Origin of the sequence: Micromonospora sp. NBC_00330, assembly GCF_036136635.1 — a bacterium.
GTDB classification, from domain to species: Bacteria; Actinomycetota; Actinomycetes; order Mycobacteriales; family Micromonosporaceae; genus Micromonospora; species Micromonospora salmantinae.
Genome location: NZ_CP108012.1, coordinates 251,796 through 271,557, shown reverse-complemented (window position 1 = coordinate 271,557; position 19,762 = coordinate 251,796). Strand labels below are relative to the sequence as shown.

The 19,762-nt window shown below is 71.6% G+C and carries 17 protein-coding genes and 1 tRNA gene; 8 read left to right on the top strand and 10 right to left on the bottom strand.

The features are described 5' to 3' along the window. Positions 1 to 533: 533 nt before the first annotated feature. From OG598_RS01320 to OG598_RS01295, 5 genes are all read right to left on the bottom strand, one after another. Positions 534 to 605: transfer RNA gene (locus OG598_RS01320), tRNA-Val, on the bottom strand. Positions 606 to 681: 76 nt separating this feature from the next. Further along, positions 682 to 1,146, bottom strand: a complete 465-nt coding sequence (locus OG598_RS01315) for a peroxiredoxin (RefSeq protein WP_328652685.1) — start codon at positions 1,144 to 1,146, stop codon at positions 682 to 684. Between the two features lie 87 nt (positions 1,147 to 1,233). Beyond that, positions 1,234 to 1,671, bottom strand: a complete 438-nt coding sequence (locus OG598_RS01310) for a DUF3052 domain-containing protein (protein WP_030330240.1) — start codon at positions 1,669 to 1,671, stop codon at positions 1,234 to 1,236. Positions 1,672 to 1,783: 112 nt separating this feature from the next. Next, positions 1,784 to 4,342 (bottom strand): thiamine pyrophosphate-dependent enzyme, encoded by a 2,559-nt coding sequence (locus OG598_RS01305; protein ID WP_442931445.1) that lies wholly within the window; start codon positions 4,340 to 4,342, stop codon positions 1,784 to 1,786. A gap of 51 nt (positions 4,343 to 4,393) precedes the next feature. After that, positions 4,394 to 4,798 (bottom strand): MarR family winged helix-turn-helix transcriptional regulator, encoded by a 405-nt coding sequence (locus OG598_RS01295; protein WP_328655238.1) that lies wholly within the window; start codon positions 4,796 to 4,798, stop codon positions 4,394 to 4,396. Positions 4,799 to 5,077: 279 nt separating this feature from the next. Here OG598_RS01295 and OG598_RS01290 point away from each other — a divergent pair, with 279 nt between their 5' ends. Continuing rightward, positions 5,078 to 6,727 (top strand): alkaline phosphatase D family protein, encoded by a 1,650-nt coding sequence (locus OG598_RS01290; protein ID WP_328652684.1) that lies wholly within the window; start codon positions 5,078 to 5,080, stop codon positions 6,725 to 6,727. A gap of 130 nt (positions 6,728 to 6,857) precedes the next feature. Here the strand turns inward: OG598_RS01290 and OG598_RS01285 are convergent, their stop codons facing one another. Beyond that, positions 6,858 to 7,262, bottom strand: coding sequence for a YjbQ family protein (locus OG598_RS01285; RefSeq protein ID WP_328652683.1), 405 nt, complete (start codon positions 7,260 to 7,262; stop codon positions 6,858 to 6,860). Positions 7,263 to 7,288: 26 nt separating this feature from the next. Beyond that, positions 7,289 to 7,762 carry a hypothetical protein gene (locus tag OG598_RS01280; RefSeq protein WP_328652682.1) on the bottom strand — a complete coding sequence of 158 codons (474 nt, stop codon included), beginning with the start codon at positions 7,760 to 7,762 and terminating at the stop codon, positions 7,289 to 7,291. A gap of 178 nt (positions 7,763 to 7,940) precedes the next feature. Between OG598_RS01280 and aceE the strand changes: the two genes are divergently transcribed. After that, positions 7,941 to 10,679, top strand: a complete 2,739-nt coding sequence (aceE, locus tag OG598_RS01275) for a pyruvate dehydrogenase (acetyl-transferring), homodimeric type (protein WP_328652681.1) — start codon at positions 7,941 to 7,943, stop codon at positions 10,677 to 10,679. 133 nt (positions 10,680 to 10,812) lie between these two features. Here the strand turns inward: aceE and OG598_RS01270 are convergent, their stop codons facing one another. Then, the gene (locus OG598_RS01270) at positions 10,813 to 11,259 is read right to left on the bottom strand and encodes an SRPBCC family protein (RefSeq protein WP_238680317.1); all 447 of its coding nucleotides are present in this window, start codon (positions 11,257 to 11,259) and stop codon (positions 10,813 to 10,815) included. 188 nt (positions 11,260 to 11,447) lie between these two features. Between OG598_RS01270 and OG598_RS01265 the strand changes: the two genes are divergently transcribed. The 3 genes from OG598_RS01265 to gltX are packed head-to-tail and all read left to right on the top strand — an operon-like array spanning position 11,448 to position 15,532. Continuing rightward, positions 11,448 to 12,797 carry a GH1 family beta-glucosidase gene (locus OG598_RS01265; protein ID WP_328652680.1) on the top strand — a complete coding sequence of 450 codons (1,350 nt, stop codon included), beginning with the start codon at positions 11,448 to 11,450 and terminating at the stop codon, positions 12,795 to 12,797. After that, positions 12,794 to 14,071 (top strand): MFS transporter, encoded by a 1,278-nt coding sequence (locus OG598_RS01260; RefSeq protein WP_328652679.1) that lies wholly within the window; start codon positions 12,794 to 12,796, stop codon positions 14,069 to 14,071. The genes OG598_RS01265 and OG598_RS01260 overlap by 4 nt, the downstream gene beginning before the upstream one ends. A gap of 51 nt (positions 14,072 to 14,122) precedes the next feature. After that, positions 14,123 to 15,532 (top strand): glutamate--tRNA ligase, encoded by a 1,410-nt coding sequence (gene gltX / locus OG598_RS01255; protein WP_328652678.1) that lies wholly within the window; start codon positions 14,123 to 14,125, stop codon positions 15,530 to 15,532. A gap of 114 nt (positions 15,533 to 15,646) precedes the next feature. Here gltX and OG598_RS01250 read toward each other — a convergent pair whose 3' ends face one another. Then, a complete protein-coding gene (locus OG598_RS01250) occupies positions 15,647 to 16,252 on the bottom strand; it encodes a copper resistance CopC family protein (protein WP_328652677.1) in 606 nt (201 codons plus the stop codon). A gap of 252 nt (positions 16,253 to 16,504) precedes the next feature. On the opposite strand from OG598_RS01250, the gene OG598_RS01245 reads away from it, so the two are divergent. Then, entirely contained in the window at positions 16,505 to 17,155 is a 651-nt protein-coding gene (locus OG598_RS01245) for a hypothetical protein (protein WP_328652676.1), read from the top strand. 56 nt (positions 17,156 to 17,211) lie between these two features. Here OG598_RS01245 and OG598_RS01240 read toward each other — a convergent pair whose 3' ends face one another. Continuing rightward, positions 17,212 to 17,541 (bottom strand): hypothetical protein, encoded by a 330-nt coding sequence (locus OG598_RS01240; protein WP_112582586.1) that lies wholly within the window; start codon positions 17,539 to 17,541, stop codon positions 17,212 to 17,214. A gap of 313 nt (positions 17,542 to 17,854) precedes the next feature. On the opposite strand from OG598_RS01240, the gene OG598_RS01235 reads away from it, so the two are divergent. Together OG598_RS01235 and OG598_RS01230 are read left to right on the top strand one after the other, a co-directional pair. Next, entirely contained in the window at positions 17,855 to 19,039 is a 1,185-nt protein-coding gene (locus OG598_RS01235) for a sensor histidine kinase (protein WP_328652675.1), read from the top strand. After that, positions 19,036 to 19,737, top strand: coding sequence for a response regulator transcription factor (locus OG598_RS01230; RefSeq protein WP_328652674.1), 702 nt, complete (start codon positions 19,036 to 19,038; stop codon positions 19,735 to 19,737). Before OG598_RS01235 ends, OG598_RS01230 begins: the two co-directional genes overlap by 4 nt. Positions 19,738 to 19,762 lie beyond the last annotated feature (25 nt).

Sequence of the window (19,762 nt, the reverse complement as noted above, 5' to 3'; positions counted from 1 at the left end):
CCTCGCGATGCTCGTCCCGAGTTTCCTGGCCCCCGGAAAGCTGGGGAACCGCAGCCTGGAGCAGCGCAGCGAAGAGTCGTACATCGACTCAGCGCACGGGCTGAGTCAGCACGTCGACTGGCTGCCGACGATCCTCGGAACAGTGGTCGCCTACTACGGGCCAGTGGGGCTGCTGCTGATCGCCCTGCTCCTTGGCGCGGCAATGGGGGCCGCCGAACTGTTCGCGCTCCGGTCGATGAGCACCGTCCGGGTGGTGTTCGCCGTCGGGCTCGGGCAGTGTGCCCTGCTGTACGGGTCGGGCCCGCAGTCCGTCATCACCACGCTGCGGATGGTTGTCGTGCTTACGTTGCTGATGTCGGCGGTGGCGTGGCTACGGAACCGTCGGACGGCACGGGCGGCGCCTTTCGACCCGAGGCGAGCTGGCGTGCGGCGGGCATCGGAGCCGAGGCACAGGGTGGCCGGACCGGCCGGCACCGTGAACGTGCCCGCAAGGCTGCACGCCCTCGACGTCCTGCCTGGTCGGAGGGGGGTTGTGGGCGCGGCAGGTTTCGAACCTGCGACCCCCCGCTTGTAAGGCGGGTGCTCTCCCACTGAGCTACGCGCCCGGATCGCCCGTGTGGCGGGCCGGTGGCTGGCAAGTTTACCTGCCCGCCACCGACCCGGGCGCACGGCGTACCCCGGTCAGTTTGTCGCTTCGGCGATGGCCTTGCGCCAGCCGTGCTGGTCGCGGGCCTCGCCCGGGCCGTTCATCTCGGCGAAGCGGACCACCCCGGTCTTGTCGATGACGAAGGTGCCCCGGTTGGCGAAGCCGGCCACGTCGTTGAAGACCCCGTACGCCTGGGCGACGGCACCGTGCGGCCAGAAGTCGGCGAGCATCGGGAACTGGTAGCCCTCGCGGTCGGCCCAGATCTTGTGGCTGTAGGCCGAGTCGACGCTGACGGTCAGCACCTGGACGTCGTCGTTCACGTACTCGCCGAGGTTGTCGCGCACCTCGCCCAACTCGCCCTGGCAGGTGCCGGTGAAGGCGAGCGGGTAGAAGACCAGCAGCACGGCGCGCCTGCCCCGGAAGTCCGAGAGGCGGACCTCCTGGTTGTTCTGGTCCTTGAGCACGAAGTCGGGTGCTTCGGCACCAACCTCGATGGGCATGCGAACTCTCCTCGCGTCGAGTCGGGTGACGGCGTCAGCCTGCTACCCGGCGGTGGGCGGACCGTCGGGCGAGCGGAGCGGCGCTGGCTACTTCTTGGCCTTGGCCCCTCGACGCAGCACCAGACGGGCGCCGCTCCAGTCCCGGCCGGCGTTGACGGTCGAGGTCTGCTGGAGGCCGGCGGTGGGCGCGGACTCCGCGACCTCGCTCGGCTCGACGTGCCCCTCACGCCCCGCCTTCGGGGTGAGCAGCCACACGACGCCGTTGTCGGCCAGCGGGCCGAGGGCATCGACGAGCAGCTCGAAAAGGTCACCGTCGCCGTCCCGGTACCAGACCAGCACCGCGTCGACCACCTCGTCGGTGTCCTCGTCGACCAGATCTCCACAGCGGTCGGTCAGGGCGTCTCGGAGATCCTGGTCGACGTCGTCGTCGTACCCCATCTCCATGACGACCATCCCCGGTTCGATTCCGAACCGGTCCGCCAGGCTGCGTACCCCGTCGGCGGCCTGACCAGCGGTCGCGCTCACTGTCGCGTGCCTCCTCATCTCGTCCCTGCTCGCGACGTCGCTGCGACGCCGTCAGGCAAAGTCCACACAGTTGTGCCTCCGCGCGCAAGTGGCGCACCGGGTGGAACGGAATTTACCGTGCCAGCAGCGTACGGGCACCGTCGGTAATGGCTTCCTCGGAGACCAGTACGTGACGTGCTGCCGGACCTAATGGTACAAACGAGTCAACTCCTGCCACTCGACGTGCGGCACCGACATATCCGGCGTCGACCAACGCGGCGATCACACCCTCGCCGACCCCGCCGGAGCGGCGTGTCTCGTCCACCACCAGCACCCGGCCGGTCGCCGAGGACTCCCGGATGATGTCGGCCACCGGCAGCGGAGCCAGCCAGCGCAGGTCGACCACGCGGGTGCCCACCCCCTCCTCCGCGAGGACGGCCGCGGCCCGCAGCGACATCCGTACCCCGTTACCGAAGGTGATGATGGTGAGGTCGTCCGCCGAGCCGACCCGGTAGACCCGGGCCCGCCCGATCGGCACGTGCCCGGCCACCCACCCGCCCGGCTCCGGATAGCCGGCCAACCACTCCCCGTCACCATCGGTGTACAGGTCGCGGGTGTGGTAGAGCGCGATGGGTTCCAGGAACACGCAGACACTGCCGTCCACCGCCGCGCTCGCCAGACAGGTCCGCAGCATGGGCGCGGCATCGTCCGGCCGCGCCGGCACCGCGACCACCAGACCGGGCACATCCCGGAGTACGGCCACCGAGTTGTCGTTGTGGAAGTGCCCGCCGAACCCCTCCTGGTACGCCAGGCCCGCCACCCGTACCACCATCGGGTTGCGGAACGCCCCCTGCGAGAAGAACCGCATGGTCGCCGCCTCACCGCGCAGCTGGTCCTCGGCGTTGTGCAGGTACGCCAGGTACTGGATCTCCGGCACCGGCAGCATCCCGGCCAGCCCGGCACCGAGGCCCAGCCCGAGCACCGACGTCTCGTCGAGCAGGGTGTCGAAGACCCGGGCCGCCCCGAACCGGTCGCGCAGCCCCTTCGTCACCCCGTACACGCCGCCCTTGGCCGCCACGTCCTCGCCGAAGAGCGCCATCTGCGGGTGGTCGAGCATCCCGTCGGCGAGCGCGGCGTTGATGCTCTGCGCCAGGGTCATCGGCCCGGCCAGCTCCGGCGGCTTCCCGCCGAACGCCTCCGCCCGGGCGCCCGCGCCCGGTCCGCTGGCCCGCGCCGCGGCGTCGGCCACCGCCCGCGCCACCCGCACCGGACGTCGGGGGGCCAGCGCCGACACCACGTCGGCCGCGGAGGCCAGCTTCGGCTCGCCCAGCACCTCCTCGGCCAGCCGGCGTACCTGCCAGCCGGTCTCGTCGTACCGGGCCAGCAGCTCCTCGCCGGTCGCCACGCCGGCGTCCACCAGCAGCCGCGCGGTGGCGGCAACCGGGTCCCGGTCCAGGTCCTCGGCCAGCTCGGCCGGGCTCCGGTACGCCGACTCCGCGTCCGCCCCGGCGTGCCCCATCAGCCGTACGGTGCGCAGGTGCAGCACGGCCGGCCGCCGGTTGCGGCGTACCCAGGCCGCGGCCTCCGCCGCCACCTCGTACGTCCGCACCGGGTCGGCGCCGTCCGCGCTGAAGTAGCGGATGCCCGGCTTGGCCCGCAGGGTCGCCTCGACCCAGCCCTCCGGCGAGCGGACGCTGATGCCCAGCCCGTTGTCCTCGCAGACGAAGAGCACCGGAATCCGCAGCCCGGCGTGGTCGTACCACCCGGCGGTGTTGAAGGCGGCGGTGGCGCTGGCGTGGTTGACCGAGGCGTCGCCGAAGGAGCAGACCACTATGGCGTCCGGTGGCCAGGGGGCGTGCGTGGCGCCCGCGCCGCTGCCGACCCGCACCCCGGCCCCGGTACGCCGTCCGGCGCTGTCCAGCCGGCGCAGCCGCTCCACCGCCAGTCCCATTCCGACCGCGCGGGGCAGGTGCGAGGCGATGGTCGAGGTGGTCGGCACGATGGCCAGGTCGGCACGGCCGAACACCTTGTGCCGGCCCCCGGCGATCGGTTCGAGGCTGGACGCGACCATCCCGCGCAGCACGTCCCGGGCCGCGTCGGCGTACGCCGCGAACCCGTTGGCGGCCCCGGTCGCCGATGTCGCTTCAATGCCGGCCGGCTCCGATTCGGACACCTGCGGATCGGCTGCCGACTCGGGTTCACTGGTCGACGCGTCGTCGACTGTCGACTCACCGTCGGCGGACCGCACGGCGCCAACGGCCCGCTCTCGGTCGGCGTCCTGGTCGGGGTCGACGGTTCGCGCCGGGACGGCGGACGGCTCGGCGTCGGTGGCCAGCGTCGGGTCGGCGGCGAACTGAGCGGCACGCAGGCAGTAGAAGGCACCCGAGCGGTAGTGCAGCAGCGCCGGATCGGTGGGACGCAGCGCGGCGGCGACAGCGGCGTTGCCCTCGTGCCCGGCCGAGCCGATGGTATAGAAACCCTCCCCGAAGCTGCGCAGCCAGCGGCCGGCCAGGTCGAGTTGCCGGCTGGTCACCTGCGCGTCGAACAGGTCCAGCATCTGCGCGCCGGTCAGCGGGGCATCGTCGGTGACCGGGTCGGCGGGGTCACGCCGCCGCTCGGCGGCAGGCAGCGCCGCCAGCGTCTCCCGGAACCGGTCGTCGAGATCTTGCGGGGTGGTCACGTCGGACAGCATTACCGACGGAAGCCCTGCTCGCCCAGTGGGACACGGCCGGCGGGGGTGCGCTCACTCCGGCCCGAGGGACTCCGGACAACCGCCGTCGGACACCTTCCAGACCAGGTCACGAAGGGTGCTCAGCTCCTCGTCGCTCAGCCCGGACAGGAGTCGGGAGTCGGACATCACCTCGATCACCCGGGCCCGCACGACGCGACCGTCCTCGGTCACCACCAGCGTCTTCTGCCGCCGGTCCGTCGGGTCGGTGCGGCGCTCGACCAGCCCGGCCTGCTCCAGCTTGTCGACAAGCACCGTCACGTTCGACCTGTCGCAACCCAACTGACCGGCGAGGTCCCGGGCCGGCAGCGGGTGGTCCGGGTCCAACTCCCGCAGCGCCCGGGCCGCCGCCGGGGTGAGCCCCAACTCGGCGAACGCGGAATCCTGCCGGTGTCGCAACGCGGCGGTGACGTGCGCCATCCGCCGCACCACGTCGACCGCGAGGCCGGCGCGGTCCACCGGCTCACCTGTTGCGGGACCGACCTGCTGCGCCACCGCCACATCGTACGCACGCCATCTGGCCGCCCAGGTCAGCGATCACACTCCTCGCCGAGGACCGGAGCCCGGCAGGGACGGATCGACCGCGATCATCGGTGTTCGACTGCCGGCGACGGACCGGGGCCCTCGCCGTCACCTCCCGGCCACCAACGCTCGCGAGGCTCCCCTGGTCACGAGAGATCGGATTCTGGGGAGGATTTCGTGTCACTGTCCCGACGTACCATCCTGCTGTCCGGCGCCGCACTCGGCGCCGCGGGCGCGGTTACCGGGCTGCCGGTGGCGGCCGGCGCGGCGGCGGCCCACCGGCCGCTGACCTACCCGTTCACCCTCGGTGTCGCCTCCGGCGACCCCGACCACGACGGGTTCGTGCTGTGGACCCGCCTGGCCCCGCAACCTCTGGCCGAGGACGGCCTCGGCGGCATGCCGGACCGCGACGTGCCGGTGCACTGGGAGTTGGCCGCCGACGAGCGGTTCCGGCACGTGGTGCGCCGTGGGGTCGCGGTCGCCCGCACCCGCTCGGCGCACAGCGTGCACGTGGAACTGGCCGGCCTGCTGCCCGGGCGCGAATACTTCTACCGGTTCCGCGCCGAGCGACACCTCTCGCCGATCGGGCGCACTCGCACCGCTCCCTCGCCGTCGAGCATGCCGGCCGCCCTGGCGATGGGCTTCGCGTCCTGCTCCCAGTACGAGCACGGCTACTTCACCGCCTACCGCCGCCTCGCCGAGACCGAGCCGGAGCTGATCCTGCACCTGGGCGACTACCAGTACGAATACGCCCCGGACACGTACAACGTCCCGGGTGGCAACCCGCGTGACCATGAGGGACCGGAGACGCGGACGCTGGCCAACTACCGGCAGCGGCACGCCCAGTACAAGACCGACACCGACCTGCAGGCGGCGCACGCGGTGGCGCCCTGGGTGGTGGTGTTCGACGACCACGAGGTGGAGAACAACTGGGCCGACGAGGTGCCCGAGGCGCCGGACCCCGAGTTTCCCGCGCGTCGGGCGGCGGCGTTCCAGGCGTACTACGAGAACATGCCGCTACGACGCGCCTCGATCCCCCGGGGCATCGACATGCAGCTCTACCGGAGGGTGCGCTGGGGGCGGCTGGCCACGTTCCACATGCTCGACACCCGGCAGTACCGCGACGACCAGGCCTGCGGCGACGGCTACCGGGACTGCGCGGCGGCATCGGACCCGGGCCGTTCCATCACCGGCGCGGAGCAGGAGGCGTGGCTGCTGGACGGCTTCCGCCGTTCGGACGCCCGGTGGGACATCCTGGGCCAGCAGGTCTTCTTCGCCCAGCGGGACAACAACGCCGGGCCGCTCACCGTCACCAGCATGGACGCCTGGGACGGCTACGTCGCCTCCCGGGACCGGATCACCCGGGGCTGGCTCGGCGCCGGGGTACGCAACCCGGTGGTGCTGACCGGCGACGTGCACGCGCACTGGGCCAGCGACCTCAAGCTGGATTACGCCGACCCGACCTCACGCACCGTCGGCACCGAGCTGGTCTGCTCGTCGATCACCTCGACCGGCGACGGCGCGGACTCGGTCTCCGGCTCGCACCCGTGGTTCGCGTTCAACCCGCACCTGCGCTTCCAGAACAACCTGCGGGGGTACGTCCGCACGACGATCACCCCGGGGCAGCTCACTGCCGACTTCGACGTACTGCCGTACGTCACTCGGCCGGACGCGCCCGCGTACACGCGGGCCTCGTTCGTGATCGAGGACCGCGTGCCCGGCCTGCACCAGACGGCGGACAACCCGCTTCCGTCAGCGGCCCGCACTGCCACGCCATCCGCGGATCCCGGCCAGCAGACCGTCCAGCAGGAGACCGCCCGCCCGTAACCCGCCCTACGCCTCAAGATCCGCGCAACATCAGGGAACGTGTTGCCTCGCCACGCGCTGAGGCAGCAGTTTCGGGGAAGTTGTGCGGATCTTGAGGCGGGACGGCGGCGGCGCCCGACAGGGAACGTGATCAGCCGGGGAGGAAGGAGAAGCGGACCTGGCGGGTCGGGTTGTCGCCGTTGGTGTCGACGAGGCAGATCGACTGCCAGGTGCCGAGCGCCAGTCGACCGCCGAGCACCGGCAGCGTGGCGTACGGCGGGATGAACGCCGGCAGCACGTGGTCGCGGCCGTGGCCGGGCGAGCCGTGTCGGTGCCGCCAGCGATCCTCGGTGGGGAGCAGGTCGTCCACGGCGCTGAGCAGGTCGTCGTCGGACCCCGACCCGGTCTCGATGATCGCCAGGCCGGCGGTGGCGTGCGGCACGAAGACGTGCAGCAGGCCGTCGCCCTCGCCCGAGACGAACTGCTGGGCCTCGGCGGTGATGTCCCGGACGGTCGGCCGGGACCCGGTCTGGACGGTGATCACGTCGCTGCGCATACGTCGCATTCTGCCGCAGGGTGCGGTCAGGAACTGCCGCCACCGCCGCCAGAGTCGCCGCCACCGGACCAGCCGCCACCGGAGTCACCGCCGGACCAGCCGCCACCCGAGTCACCGCTGGACCAGCCCCAGCCGGACCAGCCTCCCCCGGAGTCGCCGCTGCCGCTGGCCGGCTCCGGATCGTCGGAGCTGTCGTGGTCGCCGTCCCGCTGGCGGCCGACGTGCCCGCTCCCGGCGTCCCCGGCGGGCATCGGGTAGAAGCCGTACCCGCCGCCGTCCGAGTCCGGGCGACGGCGACGACGGCCGTCCTGGCCGCTCGGACGGGCCGCGCGGATCGCGTCGCGCAGCAGGCCCGCGCCGAGCACGGCCACCAGGGCGCCGAGGGCCACCAGTCCGACCATCGGCAGGTTGCCGGCGGCGAGGGTGACAGCGCCGATGACCAGGCCGACCACCCCCACAACGATCATGCTCGCGGCGACCGCGACACGGCGTCCGTTCATGGCGGCAACGGTAGGAGTGACGGTCAAACCGCTCAGGTTCCACACTGTCGTCGCGCTAAGTTACCGGCGAGTACCTGTGTTCAGCATCGCGTCGGGGGGACCTAGACGTGACGACGGGTGCCACCAGGGGGCAGGATGGCGCTAGAGACCTATCCCACACACAACCGAGGGAACGCCTGTGGCTACGGAACGCAAGCGCCCGGTGATCAGCGACGGCCTACCGAGCCAGCTTCCGGACATCGACCCTGAAGAGACAAGCGAATGGGTCGAGTCGCTTGACGGTGTCATCGACGAACGCGGGGCCAAACGCGCCCGCTACGTCATGCTGCGCCTGCTGGAGCGGGCCCGTGAGCGCCAGGTCGGGGTTCCGCCCCTGACCACCACCGACTACATCAACACCATCCCGTCGGAGCGCGAGCCCTGGTTCCCGGGTGACGAGCACGTCGAGCGGCGAATCCGGGCGTACGTCCGGTGGAACGCCGCCATGCTGGTGCACCGGGCGCAGCGCCCGGAGATCGGCGTCGGCGGGCACATCTCCACCTTCGCCAGCTCGGCGTCGCTCTACGAGGTGGGCTTCAACCACTTCTTCCGGGGCAAGAACCACCCGGGCGGTGGCGACCAGATCTTCTACCAGGGTCATGCCTCCCCCGGCATGTACGCGCGGGCGTACCTGGAGGGGCGGCTCAGCGAGCACCAGCTCGACGGGTTCCGCCAGGAGCTGTCGCACCCCGGTGGTGGGCTGCCCTCGTACCCGCACCCTCGGCTGATGCCGGACTTCTGGGAGTTCCCCACCGTCTCGATGGGCCTCGGCGGTCTGAACGCGATCTACCAGGCCCGGTTCAACCGGTACCTGCAGCACCGCGGCATCAAGGACACCTCCCAGCAGCACGTCTGGGCGTTCCTCGGCGACGGCGAGATGGACGAGCCGGAGACGCTCGGCGCCATCGGCGTCGCCGCCCGCGAGGAGCTGGACAACCTCACCTTCGTGATCAACTGCAACCTGCAGCGGCTGGACGGCCCGGTCCGGGGCAACGGCAAGGTCATGCAGGAGCTGGAGGCGTTCTTCCGGGGTGCCGGCTGGAACGTGATCAAGGTCGTCTGGGGTCGTGAGTGGGACCCGCTGCTCGCCGCGGACACCGACGGCGCGTTGGTCAACCTGATGAACACCACGACCGACGGTGACTACCAGACCTACAAGGCGGAGTCCGGCGCGTACGTGCGGGAGCACTTCTTCGGCCGTGACGCACGGACCCGCAAGATGGTCGAGCCGCTCAGCGACGACGAGATCTGGAACCTCAAGCGGGGTGGGCACGACTACCGCAAGCTCTACGCGGCCTACAAGGCGGCCACCGAGCACACCGGTCAGCCCACTGTCATCCTGGCGAAGACGATCAAGGGCTGGACCCTCGGCTCGCACTTCGAGGGCCGCAACGCGACCCACCAGATGAAGAAGCTGACGCTGGAGGACTTGAAGACCTTCCGCGACCGGCTCTACCTGGACATCCCGGACTCGGCGCTGGAGGACAACCCCTACCTGCCGCCGTACTTCCACCCGGGCGAGAAGTCCGAGGAGCTGGCGTACCTCAAGGAGCGGCGCGAGCAGCTCGGCGGGTACCTGCCGTCCCGGCGGACCAGCACGAAGCGGCTGGCCATCCCCGGCCCAGAGCGGTTCGCCGACATCAAGCGCGGCTCGGGCAAGCAGAAGGTGGCCACCACGCAGGCCTTCGTCCGTCTGCTCAAGGACGTGATGAAGGACAAGGAGTTCGGCAAGCGTTGGGTGCCGATCATCCCGGACGAGGCCCGCACCTTCGGTCTCGACTCGATCTTCCCGACCGCGAAGATCTACTCGCCGCACGGCCAGCGCTACACCTCGGTCGACCGGGAGCTGTTCCTGTCGTACAAGGAGTCGACCTCCGGGCAGATCCTGCACGAGGGGATCAACGAGGCCGGTTCGGTGGCCTCGTTCACCGCTGCCGGCTCGGCGTACGCCACGCACGACGAGCCGATGATCCCGATGTACATCTTCTACTCGATGTTCGGGTTCCAGCGGACCGCCGACGGGCTGTGGGCCGCGGCCGACCAGATGGCCCGGGGCTTCCTGCTCGGCGCCACAGCGGGTCGGACCACGCTCAACGGTGAGGGCCTTCAGCACGAGGACGGGCACTCGCTGCTGATCGCCGCCACCAACCCGGCCGTCGTCGCGTACGACCCGGCGTTCGCGTACGAGATCGCGCACATCCTGGAGCAGGGTCTGCACCGGATGTACGGGGACGCGCAGGAGAACGTCTTCTACTACCTGACGGTCTACAACGAGCCGACGCTTCAGCCCGCCGAGCCGGCCGACGTGGACGTGGAGGGCCTGCTCAAGGGCATCTACCGCTACTCGCCGGCACCGCAGGTCGACGGCCCGAAGGCCAACCTGCTCGCCTCGGGCACGGGGATGCAGTGGGCGCTCAAGGCCCAGCAGCTCCTCGCCCAGGACTGGGGGGTGGGCGCCAACGTCTGGTCGGTGACCTCCTGGACCGAGCTGCGCCGCGACGCGGTGGAGACCGAGGAGTACAACCTGCTCAACCCGGGCGCCGAGGCGAAGGTTCCGTACATCCAGCAGAAGCTGGCCGAGGCGGACGGGCCGAAGATCGCGGTCAGCGACTTCATGCGCGCGGTACCGGATCTGATCGCCCGCTGGGTACCCGGCGACTACACGTCGCTCGGCACCGACGGTTTCGGCATGTCGGACACCCGGCACGCGCTGCGCCGGCACTTCCACGTCGACGCGGAGTCGATCGTGGTGGCCACGCTGCGGCAGCTCGCCCGCAGCGGCGCGGTGGCGACCACGGTGCCGGCCGAGGCCGCCAAGAAGTACGCGATCGACGACGTCAACGCCGCCCCGGTCGGCGAGACCGGTGGCGACAGCTGATCCAGCACCACTGAGGAGGGCCCGGCGCATCAGCGCCGGGCCCTTTTCGGTGTACGGAGCGGCGGTGGTCCGGGGCCCTGGCGGGGATCCGGACCACCGCCGTCGCGGGTGACGCCGGGAGGATGGGCGCTCGTCAGCCGACGGCGGCCAGGTCGGTGAGCCGGGCCAGCGAGTCCTCCAGGTCGGCGCCGACCCGACGCAGTCCGAGGCGCAGCATGGCCGCCTTGACCGGGCCGGCCGGCCAGCGGACCACGATGAGGCGCACGATGGTCCCGCCCTCCTCCTCGTCTCCGGTGAGCTGGACGTAGATCTCGGTGCGCGCTTCCGCCCGAGATCCAGCACCCCTGGCCCGTTCCCGCCAGCCGATCAGCGTCGGCTCCTGGTAGGCGATCACCTCGGCCTCATGCGCCGAGCCGCGCCCAGCCTGGACGAGTTGTCGCCGCCCGAAGCCCTCTCCCGAGAGCACTTCGGCCGCTCGGACCCCGGCCAGCCAGGCCGGCAACTGCTCGGCCCGCTGCACGACATCCCAGACCACTTCAATTGGCGCCGCCACGTGCGCACTGCGTTCCACGAGGATCATTTCCGTCTTTCCTCCGGTGAGGACATCCCACGATATCGGCACTCTATGCGCTAAATCGGACTTACCTGGACGGGTTCGGAAAAAGACACGCCGATCAACCATTGCGGAATGCGCCAGGCCGGCCTATGGCGCATTCATCGAGAGCGCCCTAAAGTCCCGAGCACGTTTCACGTTGACCGGGAGGGCGCATGTCGACCGCACCGATGCCCCAGTTCCCCACCGGCTTCCGCTGGGGCGTCTCCACATCGGCCCACCAGATCGAGGGCGCCACCACTGCCGACGGCCGAGCTCCGTCCATCTGGGACACCTTCGCGCGCTCTCCCGGGCGGATCAGCGACGGCAGCAGCGGTGAGGTGGCCTGCGACCACTATCACCGGCACACCGAGGACGTGGCGCTGCTGGCCGGCCTGGGTGTCTCCGCGTACCGGTTCTCCATCGCCTGGCCCCGGGTCCAGCCCACCGGCGCCGGCCCGGCCAACCCGGCCGGCCTGGACTTCTACGACCGCCTGGTGGACGAGTTGCTGGCCGCCGGCGTCGACCCGGTGGCCACCCTCTACCACTGGGACCTGCCGCAACCCCTCGAAGACGCCGGCGGCTGGATGCACCGCGACACCGCCGCCCGCTTCGCCGAGTACGCCGAGAAGACCGCCGCCCGTCTCGGCGACCGGGTCCGGCTCTGGATCACCCTCAACGAGCCGTTCATCCACATGAGCCTCGGCTACGGCATGGGTGTGCACGCCCCCGGCCGAATCCTGCTGTTCGACGCCTTCCCGGTCGCCCACCACCAACTGCTCGGGCACGGGCTCGCCGTCGCCGCGCTGCGGACCCACACCGCCAGCCCGGTGGCGATCGCCAACAACTACTCGCCGGTGCGGGTGCTCGGCGACAGCGACGCCGACCGGGCCGCCGGGGCGGCGTACGAGGCACTGCACAACCGGCTCTTCACCGACCCGCTGCTCGGCCGCGGCTACCCGGAGCTGCCCGGCTTCGACCCGGGCGTCATCCACCCCGGCGACCTCGACACGATCGCCGCGCCGATCGACGTGCTCGGGGTGAACTACTACAACCCCACCGGCGTACGGGTGGCCGAGGAGGGTTCGCCCCTGCCGTTCGACCTCGTGCCGCTGGACGGCTACCCGCGTACCGCCTTCGACTGGCCGGTGGACCCGGACGGGCTACGCGAGCTGCTCGGCTGGCTGCGCGACACCTACGGCGACGCGCTGCCGCCCATCGAGATCACCGAGGGCGGCTGCGCGTACGACGACACACCCGACGCCGACGGGCAGGTGGCCGACCCGGAGCGGATCGCGTACCTCGACGGGCATCTACGGGCGGTACGGGCCGCCATCGACGACGGGGTGGACGTCCGCGGGTACTTCGTCTGGTCGCTGCTCGACAACTGGGAGTGGGCCGAGGGGTTCACCAAGCGCTTCGGTCTGGTGCACGTCGACTACGCCAGCCAGAGGCGTACGCCGAAGTCGTCGTACACCTGGTTGCGCGACGTGATCGCGGCCAGCCGGCCGGGGTCGGCGCGGTGACCACCCTCGACCCGACGCCGGCGTCGCTGCCGGCGGCGCTCGCCGAGCCGACGGTGCCGGTGCGGCGCGGCTGGATCGGCCTGATCTTCGCGGCCAACCTCGGCGTGTGGATGGCATTCTTCACGCCCATCCAGGTGCTGCTGCCGCAACAGATCGAGCAGATCGCGCCCGGCGACAAGGAGAACATGCTGGCAGTGGTCACCGGCCTCGGGGCCTTGGCCGCGGTGCTGGCCAACCCCCTGGCGGGCGCGTTCTCCGACCGGACCTGCCTGCGGATCGCCGGCCGCGAGTTCGGTCGTCGCCACGTCTGGACGGCGGGCGGGGCCGTGCTGGGCGCGGCGGCCCTGGTGCTGCTGGCCCAGCAGCGGACCATCCTCGGGGTCGCCCTGGGCTGGGTCGCCGCGCAGGTCTGCTTCAACGCGATGCTGGCCAGCCTGAGCGCGGCCATCCCGGACCGGGTTCCGGTGCGCCAGCGCGGCGGGGTCTCGGGGTGGGTGGGCATCCCGCAGGCGCTCGGGCTGGTGCTCGGCGCGGTGCTGGTCACCGCCGTGGTCACCGGCAACGCCGCGGGCTACCTGGCCATCGCCGTGGCCATCCTGCTGCTGTCGCTGCCGTTCGCGCTGCTCACCCCCGACGAACCGCTGCCGCGTACCCATCGGCCGGCGATCCGGACGCGGGCGCTGCTGGCCTCGATGTGGATCAGCCCCCGCCGGCACCCGGATTTCGCCTGGGCCTGGATCACCCGGTTCCTGGTCCAGTTGGGCAACGCCCTGGGCACCCTCTACCTGCTGTACTTCCTCAGCGACGGGGTGCGCCACCCCGACCCCGAGGGTGGCCTGCTGGTGCTGATCCTGCTCTACACGCTCGGGATGATGCTGACCGCAGTGGTCGCCGGCCGGATGTCCGACCGTTCCGGCCGCCGCAAGATCTACGTGATCGTCTCCGGGCTGATCATGGCGGTGGCGGCGCTGCTGCTCGCTGTCGCTCCGGTCTGGCCGATGGCGATCGTCGCGGCGCTGCTGCTCGGCGCCGGCTACGGCGTCTACCTCTCGGTGGACGCCGCGTTGATCACCCAGGTGTTGCCCCGGGCCACCGACCGGGCCAAGGACCTGGGCGTCATCAACATCGCCAACTCGGCGCCGCAGGTGCTCGGCCCGGCGCTCTCCGCCCCGCTCGTGGTGTATCTGGGCGGCTATCCCACGCTCTACGCGGTCACCGCAGTGGTCACCCTGCTCGGCAGCGCGCTGGTCGTCAAGATCCGCTCGGTTCCCTGAGTCGAGGCCCCTGGCCGGAATGCGCTCGACCCCCGCCGTAGGCTGGGGGACGTGACAGTACGTGTGCGCTTCGCCCCTTCCCCGACCGGTATGTTCCACGTCGGCGGCGCCCGCTCGGCGCTGCAGAACTGGATCTACGCCAAGCAGCAGGGCGGCGTGTTCGTGCTGCGCATCGAGGACACCGACGCGGCGCGCAACAAGCCCGAGTGGACCGAGGGCATCCTCTCCGCGCTGGACTGGATCGGGATCTCCCGGGGCAGCTACGAGGGCCCGTACTTCCAGTCGGCGAACGCAGGCGAGCACCGGGCCGCCGCCGCGCGCCTGAACGAGTCGGGCCGCGCCTACTACTGCGACTGCACCCGCGAGGACGTGCAGGCCCGCACCGGCTCGCAGTACCAGGGCTACGACGGCTACCACCGCGACCGTGGCCTCGGCCCCGGCCCCGGGCACGCCCTGCGCTTCCGTACGCCCGACGAGGGCACGACAGTGGTGGTCGACCTGATCCGTGGTGAGCCCACCTTCGAGAACAAGCTCATCGAGGACTTCGTCATCGCCCGGGGCGACGGTTCGCCGGTCTTCCTGCTGGCCAACGTCGTCGACGACATGACCATGGGGATCACCCACGTGATCCGGGCCGAGGAACACCTGCCCAACACCCCCAAGCAGCAGTTGCTCTGGGAAGCCCTCGGGGCCAAGCCGCCGATCTGGGCACACGTGCCGGTGGTGGTCAACGAGAAGCGGCAGAAGCTCTCCAAGCGCCGGGACAAGGTCGCCCTGGAGGCGTACCGCGACGAGGGTTACCTCGCCGGCGCGATGCGCAACTACCTCATGCTGCTCGGCTGGGCCCCCTCCGGCGACCGGGAGATCGTTCCCTGGTCGGTCATCGAGGACGAGTTCCGGCTGGACGAGGTCAACCTCTCCTCGGCGTTCTTCGACGAGAAGAAGCTGCGCGCGTTCAACGGCGAATACATTCGTGCGCTGCCGGTGGCCGAGTTCATCGACGCCTGCCAGCCGTGGCTGACCGGCACGGGGACCATCGCGCCGCCGCCGTGGCAGCCGGAGGAGTTCGACGCCGACGCGTTCGCCGCCGTGGCGCCGCTGGCCCAGACGCGGATCGCGGTGCTCAGCGAGATCGTGCCGAACGTCGACTTCCTCTTCCTGGCCTCACCGCTGATCGACGAGGCCGCCTGGACCAAGACGATGAAGGACGGTTCCGCCGCACTGCTGGACGACGCCGTCGCGGCGTTCGAGGCGCTGGAGTCCTGGGACGCCGAGTCGTTGAAGTCGACGCTGGAGGCGGTCGGTGCCGAGCGCGGCCTCAAGCTCGGCAAGACGCAGGCGCCGGTGCGGGTCGCGGTCACCGGCCGCACCGTGGGTCTGCCGCTGTTCGAGTCGCTGGAGGTGCTCGGTCGCGAGCGCACCCTGACCCGGATGCGCGCCGCCCGCCTGCGTCTGGTCTGACCCACCACCACCAGTACCGCGCCGATCTTGCACTCTCTGTTGTCGACATGAGTGGGATGCCCCTTGTGTCGGGACAGTAAGTGCACGATCGGCAGAGCAGGGCCAGCCCGGTGGTCAGTGGGCTTTGCGTCGGCGGCGGAACACGAGGCCGGCACCGAGTGCGGCGAGCAGCAGCAGGCCGGCGAGCGCCCAGATCCACCAGCGACCGCCGGAGTCTGACCGCTCCGACGCCGCCGGCACGGTGGAGGCCGTCGGGCTGCCCGGCGTCGCCGACGTAGGCCCGGCGGAGGGTGCGCCGACGGCCGAGGGCGAACCGGCCGGGTTGGTGCTGGCGGCGGCCGACGGCGAGGCGGACGGATCGGCCGCGGTGCCGGTGGTGAGAGTGAACCGCACCTCGCCCTTCACCGGGTGCCCGTCGGACGACGCGAGTTGGTAGCCGACGATGTAGAGCCCGGCGGCGGCCGGCGTGAACGGCACCCGCACCCGAGTGCCGTCGAAGGCGGGAGTCCCGCCAGCGACCACATTGTCCGGTCCGGTTATTGTGATCTTCGTCGTAGTCGGCGACGGCTTGGCGAGGAACCGCAGCTCCACCCGGGCGGGTGCCGACGCCACGCGGGCGCCGTCGCGCGGGTTGCTGCCGGTCAGCTCGTTGTGGGCGGCGGCCGGAGTCGCCGGCACCAGAAACGACACACCGAACGCCACGCCGAGCACCACTGGCATGACCCGCACCGTACGTGTAACCCTGCCCCCCATGAACCCCTCCGTAAGGGTACGATCCGCCCGCTGATCAAACGGCTCCTCATTAGTCGAGCAGAGATCGCAGATAGTTCCAAATACTGTTCCGAAAGCTGCAACTCATCGACGTTCTGCGGAGTCTGTAGGAGTGGACGCGACCATCCGGTCGATGCCGCACCGGCAGATCGGTCCAGACGTCACGACGAAGCCATCCATCGAACGGGGCGAGGAGGCGGGATGGTCCGACACATGAGGCGGTTGGCCGCCGTGTTGGCGGGCACGCTGGCGGTGGCACTGCTGTCGCTCGGCACCGCCGGCTCGGCCTCGGCGGCGCCGAAGCCGGCACCCGCCGGAGTGGACATCACCGGCACGGGGCTGTCCGCGCCGCTGCGGTTGCACGCGGACAAGGAGCCCGCCCTCGTGGGCGCGGTCATCGACCAGGTCAACTTCCTCGCTCGCACCGGCATGCCGACCGGTCCGAAGGCAGCCAACCTCGGTCCGAAATACACTGTCGTGGTGCTCGCCGGCGAGACGCCGAAGCAGACCTACGACCTCTATCCCAAGGCGATCGGCGGCCCCCGCGTCTTCCGGCCGGCGAAGCAGCCGGACGGCCGCAAGGCCAGCGCCGGCTGGTTCCTGGGTCGGCTCAGCATGTCCGAGACCCTGCGCACCGCCGGTGTGCCGCTGGAGCGGCAGTTCGACACTGTCAGTGGCGGCGCGGGCGGCGGCGAGCGTGTCCTCCCTGAGGACACGCTGGACCCGGCGAAGGACCTCGACGAGGCGCTCGGCGACCTGCAACACCTGCTGCTGCTCAACGTCGGCGTGATGCTGACCATCACTGTCGGCCTCGCCGGGATCGCCCTGCTGATCCGCCGCCGCACGCGCTGAACCGGCTCACGCGCTGACCCGACGCACTCGCTTCTCGGCGGGTGCGTCGGCGGTGCTCAGCACCAGCGGCGCGGTGGGCGCTCCCGGCGGGTGGCCCGCGGCCGTGGTCGGACCGCGCCGTGCCGATGTGCCCCGGCCCAACCGGGAAGTTCGCTGAGGCAACCAGCGGGAACGTCCGAGTCGGGTTCGGCGAGACCGGCGGGCTCGGCGGAGCGCTGACGCGGCAGCACGGGCTCGTCATCGACGCGCCCGTGCAGTGGCTCCACCGGGTGCGATGGTGCGCCGCCGACCGGCCGGCGATGCTTGCCAGCCGCCTGCGGGTCGTGGTGCCCCGGCCGGCAGGGCTCGCCCTGGGCGCAGCCGTGCTCGGCCTCCCCGTGCGCCATCCCCGGTCTCCTCACGCTCGCCTCACCCTCGGGTGCTCTCCCCGAGGTGCCCTGTCACCGTACTGGCCGGGACCGACGGGCCGCGCGCAGCGTACCCGTGGTCCGGACCGGCCGATCCTCGAAGACGCCGCTGAGCGCGGGGGCCGGTTACGCAGTTCACAGCTTCTTCTGGTGCCGTTCACCCGGGGCGTTCCGGCCGCTGGCGTACCGGCGGTCGGTAAGGGCCCGCGTACCCCTTTCGGCGCATGGCGGTGCGGCCGAGGTCCTCCCCCGGTGGGAGTTCTGCGGGCGACGGCTGTGGTGGGATCGGGGCATGCGTGCGCCACCGTGGCTCGACTCCGGCACCCTCGGCCGCGACCTCGTGCTGGCCGGCGCGTCACTGGCCGGTGGCCTGGTGCTGCACGCCCTGGGTTGGCAACCGCAGGTCCGCCCGGACGGGAACGTGCCGTCGGCGTTGTTCCTGCCGCCGCTGGTGGCGGTCTGCGTCGCCGTCGGCCTACGGCGGGTCGCGCCACGCGCCAGCCTGGCCGTGGGGACGGGCGCGCTGGTGGTCGACACGGCGCTGGGCAGTTCGCTGGGCACGGTCCTGGTCTACACGCAGGTGCTCTACGACGCCTGCGTGTACGGCCCGCCCCGGCTGTGGCGGTGGTTGCTGCGGATCACCGTGGCGCTGAGCCTGGTCGGGGTGGTCGTCGGCGTGCTCGGGTACGGCCAGTGGCGCGGCGCGGCGCTCGGGGTGCTTGTGGTGCTCGCCGGGGTGCTGCCGGTCCTGACCGGCATCAGTGTGCGGCAGTACCGCGACCAGGCCGCCGCCGAGCGGGCGCGGGCCGAGCAGACCGCCCGACTCGTCGAGTTGGACCGTCGGCAGGCGGTCAGCGCCGAGCGGGCCCGGATGGCCCGGGAGCTGCACGACGTGGTCGCGAACCACCTCAGCGCGGTGGCCATCCACGCCACCGCCGTGCTCTCCGTGCCGGGCTTGGATCGCGGTCAGGTGGAGTCGGCGTTGCGGGTGATCAGGGAGAGCAGCGTGCAGGGCCTCGCCGAGATGCGTCAGATGATCGAGGTGCTGCGCGAGCCCGGGACCAGCGCCGACCCGGCCACGCCGGAGGTGGTCACCGCGCGGCTGGCCGAGGCGGACGGACTGGTCGACCGGGTCCGGGCGGCCGGCCTCGCGGTGCGGGTCCGGACCGATGGCACGCCGGGCGCGTTGCCGGTGGGGGTGGACCTCGCCGCGTACCGGATCGTGCAGGAGTCGCTGACGAACGCGCTCAAGCACGGTACGGGTGAGGCGGAGCTGACGATCGCGTACCGGCCGGCCGAGGTGGTGCTGACCGTGGAGAACCCGGTGCGCCAGGCCGGGGCCGGGTTGCCGGGCGCCGGGGCCGGGCTGATCGGCATGCGGGAACGGGCCACGCTGCTGGCCGGCCGGTTCACCGCCGGGCCGCACGACGGCCGCTGGCAGGTGCGGGCGGCCCTGCCCACCGGGGAGGGCGGGTGACCGCGCCGGCGCGGCCGACGGACGACGCGGGCCCCGCGACGGTACGGGTGGTGCTCGCCGACGACCAGCCGGCGGTACGGGCCGGACTGGTCCTGATCCTGAACGGCTCACCGGGCGTCGAGGTGGTCGGCGAGGCGGCCGACGGCGATGCCGCGGTACGCCTGTGCCGGGAGTTGCGCCCCGACGTGGCGGTGCTGGATGTGCGGATGCCGCACCGGGACGGGATCGCCGCCACCCGGGCGATCGTCGGCGACGGGCTCGCCGACGTGCTGGTGCTCACCACCTTCGACCTGGACGAGTACGTCTTCGGGGCGTTGCGGGCCGGCGCGGCCGGGTTCCTGCTGAAGGACACCGATGCCGACGGCCTGGTCAGCGCGGTGCGGACGGTGGCGCGGGGCGACGGCTTCATCGCGCCCACAGTCACCCGCCGGTTGATCACCGCGTTCGCGGCCACCGCGCCGGGTGCGTCGGCGGACGCCCGGGCCGCGCTGGGCACCCTCACCCCGCGTGAGCGTGACGTGTTGGCCTGCCTCGGGTTGGGCCTGTCCAACCAGCAGATCGCCGATCGACTGATGCTGGCGGAGAGCACCACCAAGACCCATGTGAGCCGGATCCTGGCGAAGCTGGACCTGCGCAGCCGGGTGCAGGCCGCGATCCTGGCCCAGGAGGTGGGCCTGCCCGCTCCCCCGCAGCCGTGAGACGGGCGCCGGCGGTGGTCGGCGG

Excerpts from the sequence above, each read along its gene's own strand:
- OG598_RS01245 (WP_328652676.1), top strand. The coding sequence starts at position 16,505 with ATGGTCCGACACATGAGGCGGTTGGCCGCCGTGTTGGCGGGCACGCTG.
- OG598_RS01285 (WP_328652683.1), bottom strand. The coding sequence starts at position 7,262 with ATGCGCAGCGACGTGATCACCGTCCAGACCGGGTCCCGGCCGACCGTC.
- OG598_RS01295 (WP_328655238.1), bottom strand. The coding sequence starts at position 4,798 with ATGGCGCACGTCACCGCCGCGTTGCGACACCGGCAGGATTCCGCGTTC.
- OG598_RS01265 (WP_328652680.1), top strand. The coding sequence starts at position 11,448 with ATGTCGACCGCACCGATGCCCCAGTTCCCCACCGGCTTCCGCTGGGGC.
- OG598_RS01240 (WP_112582586.1), bottom strand. The coding sequence starts at position 17,541 with ATGGCGCACGGGGAGGCCGAGCACGGCTGCGCCCAGGGCGAGCCCTGC.
- OG598_RS01250 (WP_328652677.1), bottom strand. The coding sequence starts at position 16,252 with ATGCCAGTGGTGCTCGGCGTGGCGTTCGGTGTGTCGTTTCTGGTGCCG.
- OG598_RS01235 (WP_328652675.1), top strand. The coding sequence starts at position 17,855 with ATGCGTGCGCCACCGTGGCTCGACTCCGGCACCCTCGGCCGCGACCTC.
- OG598_RS01280 (WP_328652682.1), bottom strand. The coding sequence starts at position 7,762 with ATGAACGGACGCCGTGTCGCGGTCGCCGCGAGCATGATCGTTGTGGGG.
- OG598_RS01270 (WP_238680317.1), bottom strand. The coding sequence starts at position 11,259 with ATGATCCTCGTGGAACGCAGTGCGCACGTGGCGGCGCCAATTGAAGTG.
- OG598_RS01305 (WP_442931445.1), bottom strand. The coding sequence starts at position 4,342 with ATGCTGTCCGACGTGACCACCCCGCAAGATCTCGACGACCGGTTCCGG.
- OG598_RS01315 (WP_328652685.1), bottom strand. The coding sequence starts at position 1,146 with ATGCCCATCGAGGTTGGTGCCGAAGCACCCGACTTCGTGCTCAAGGAC.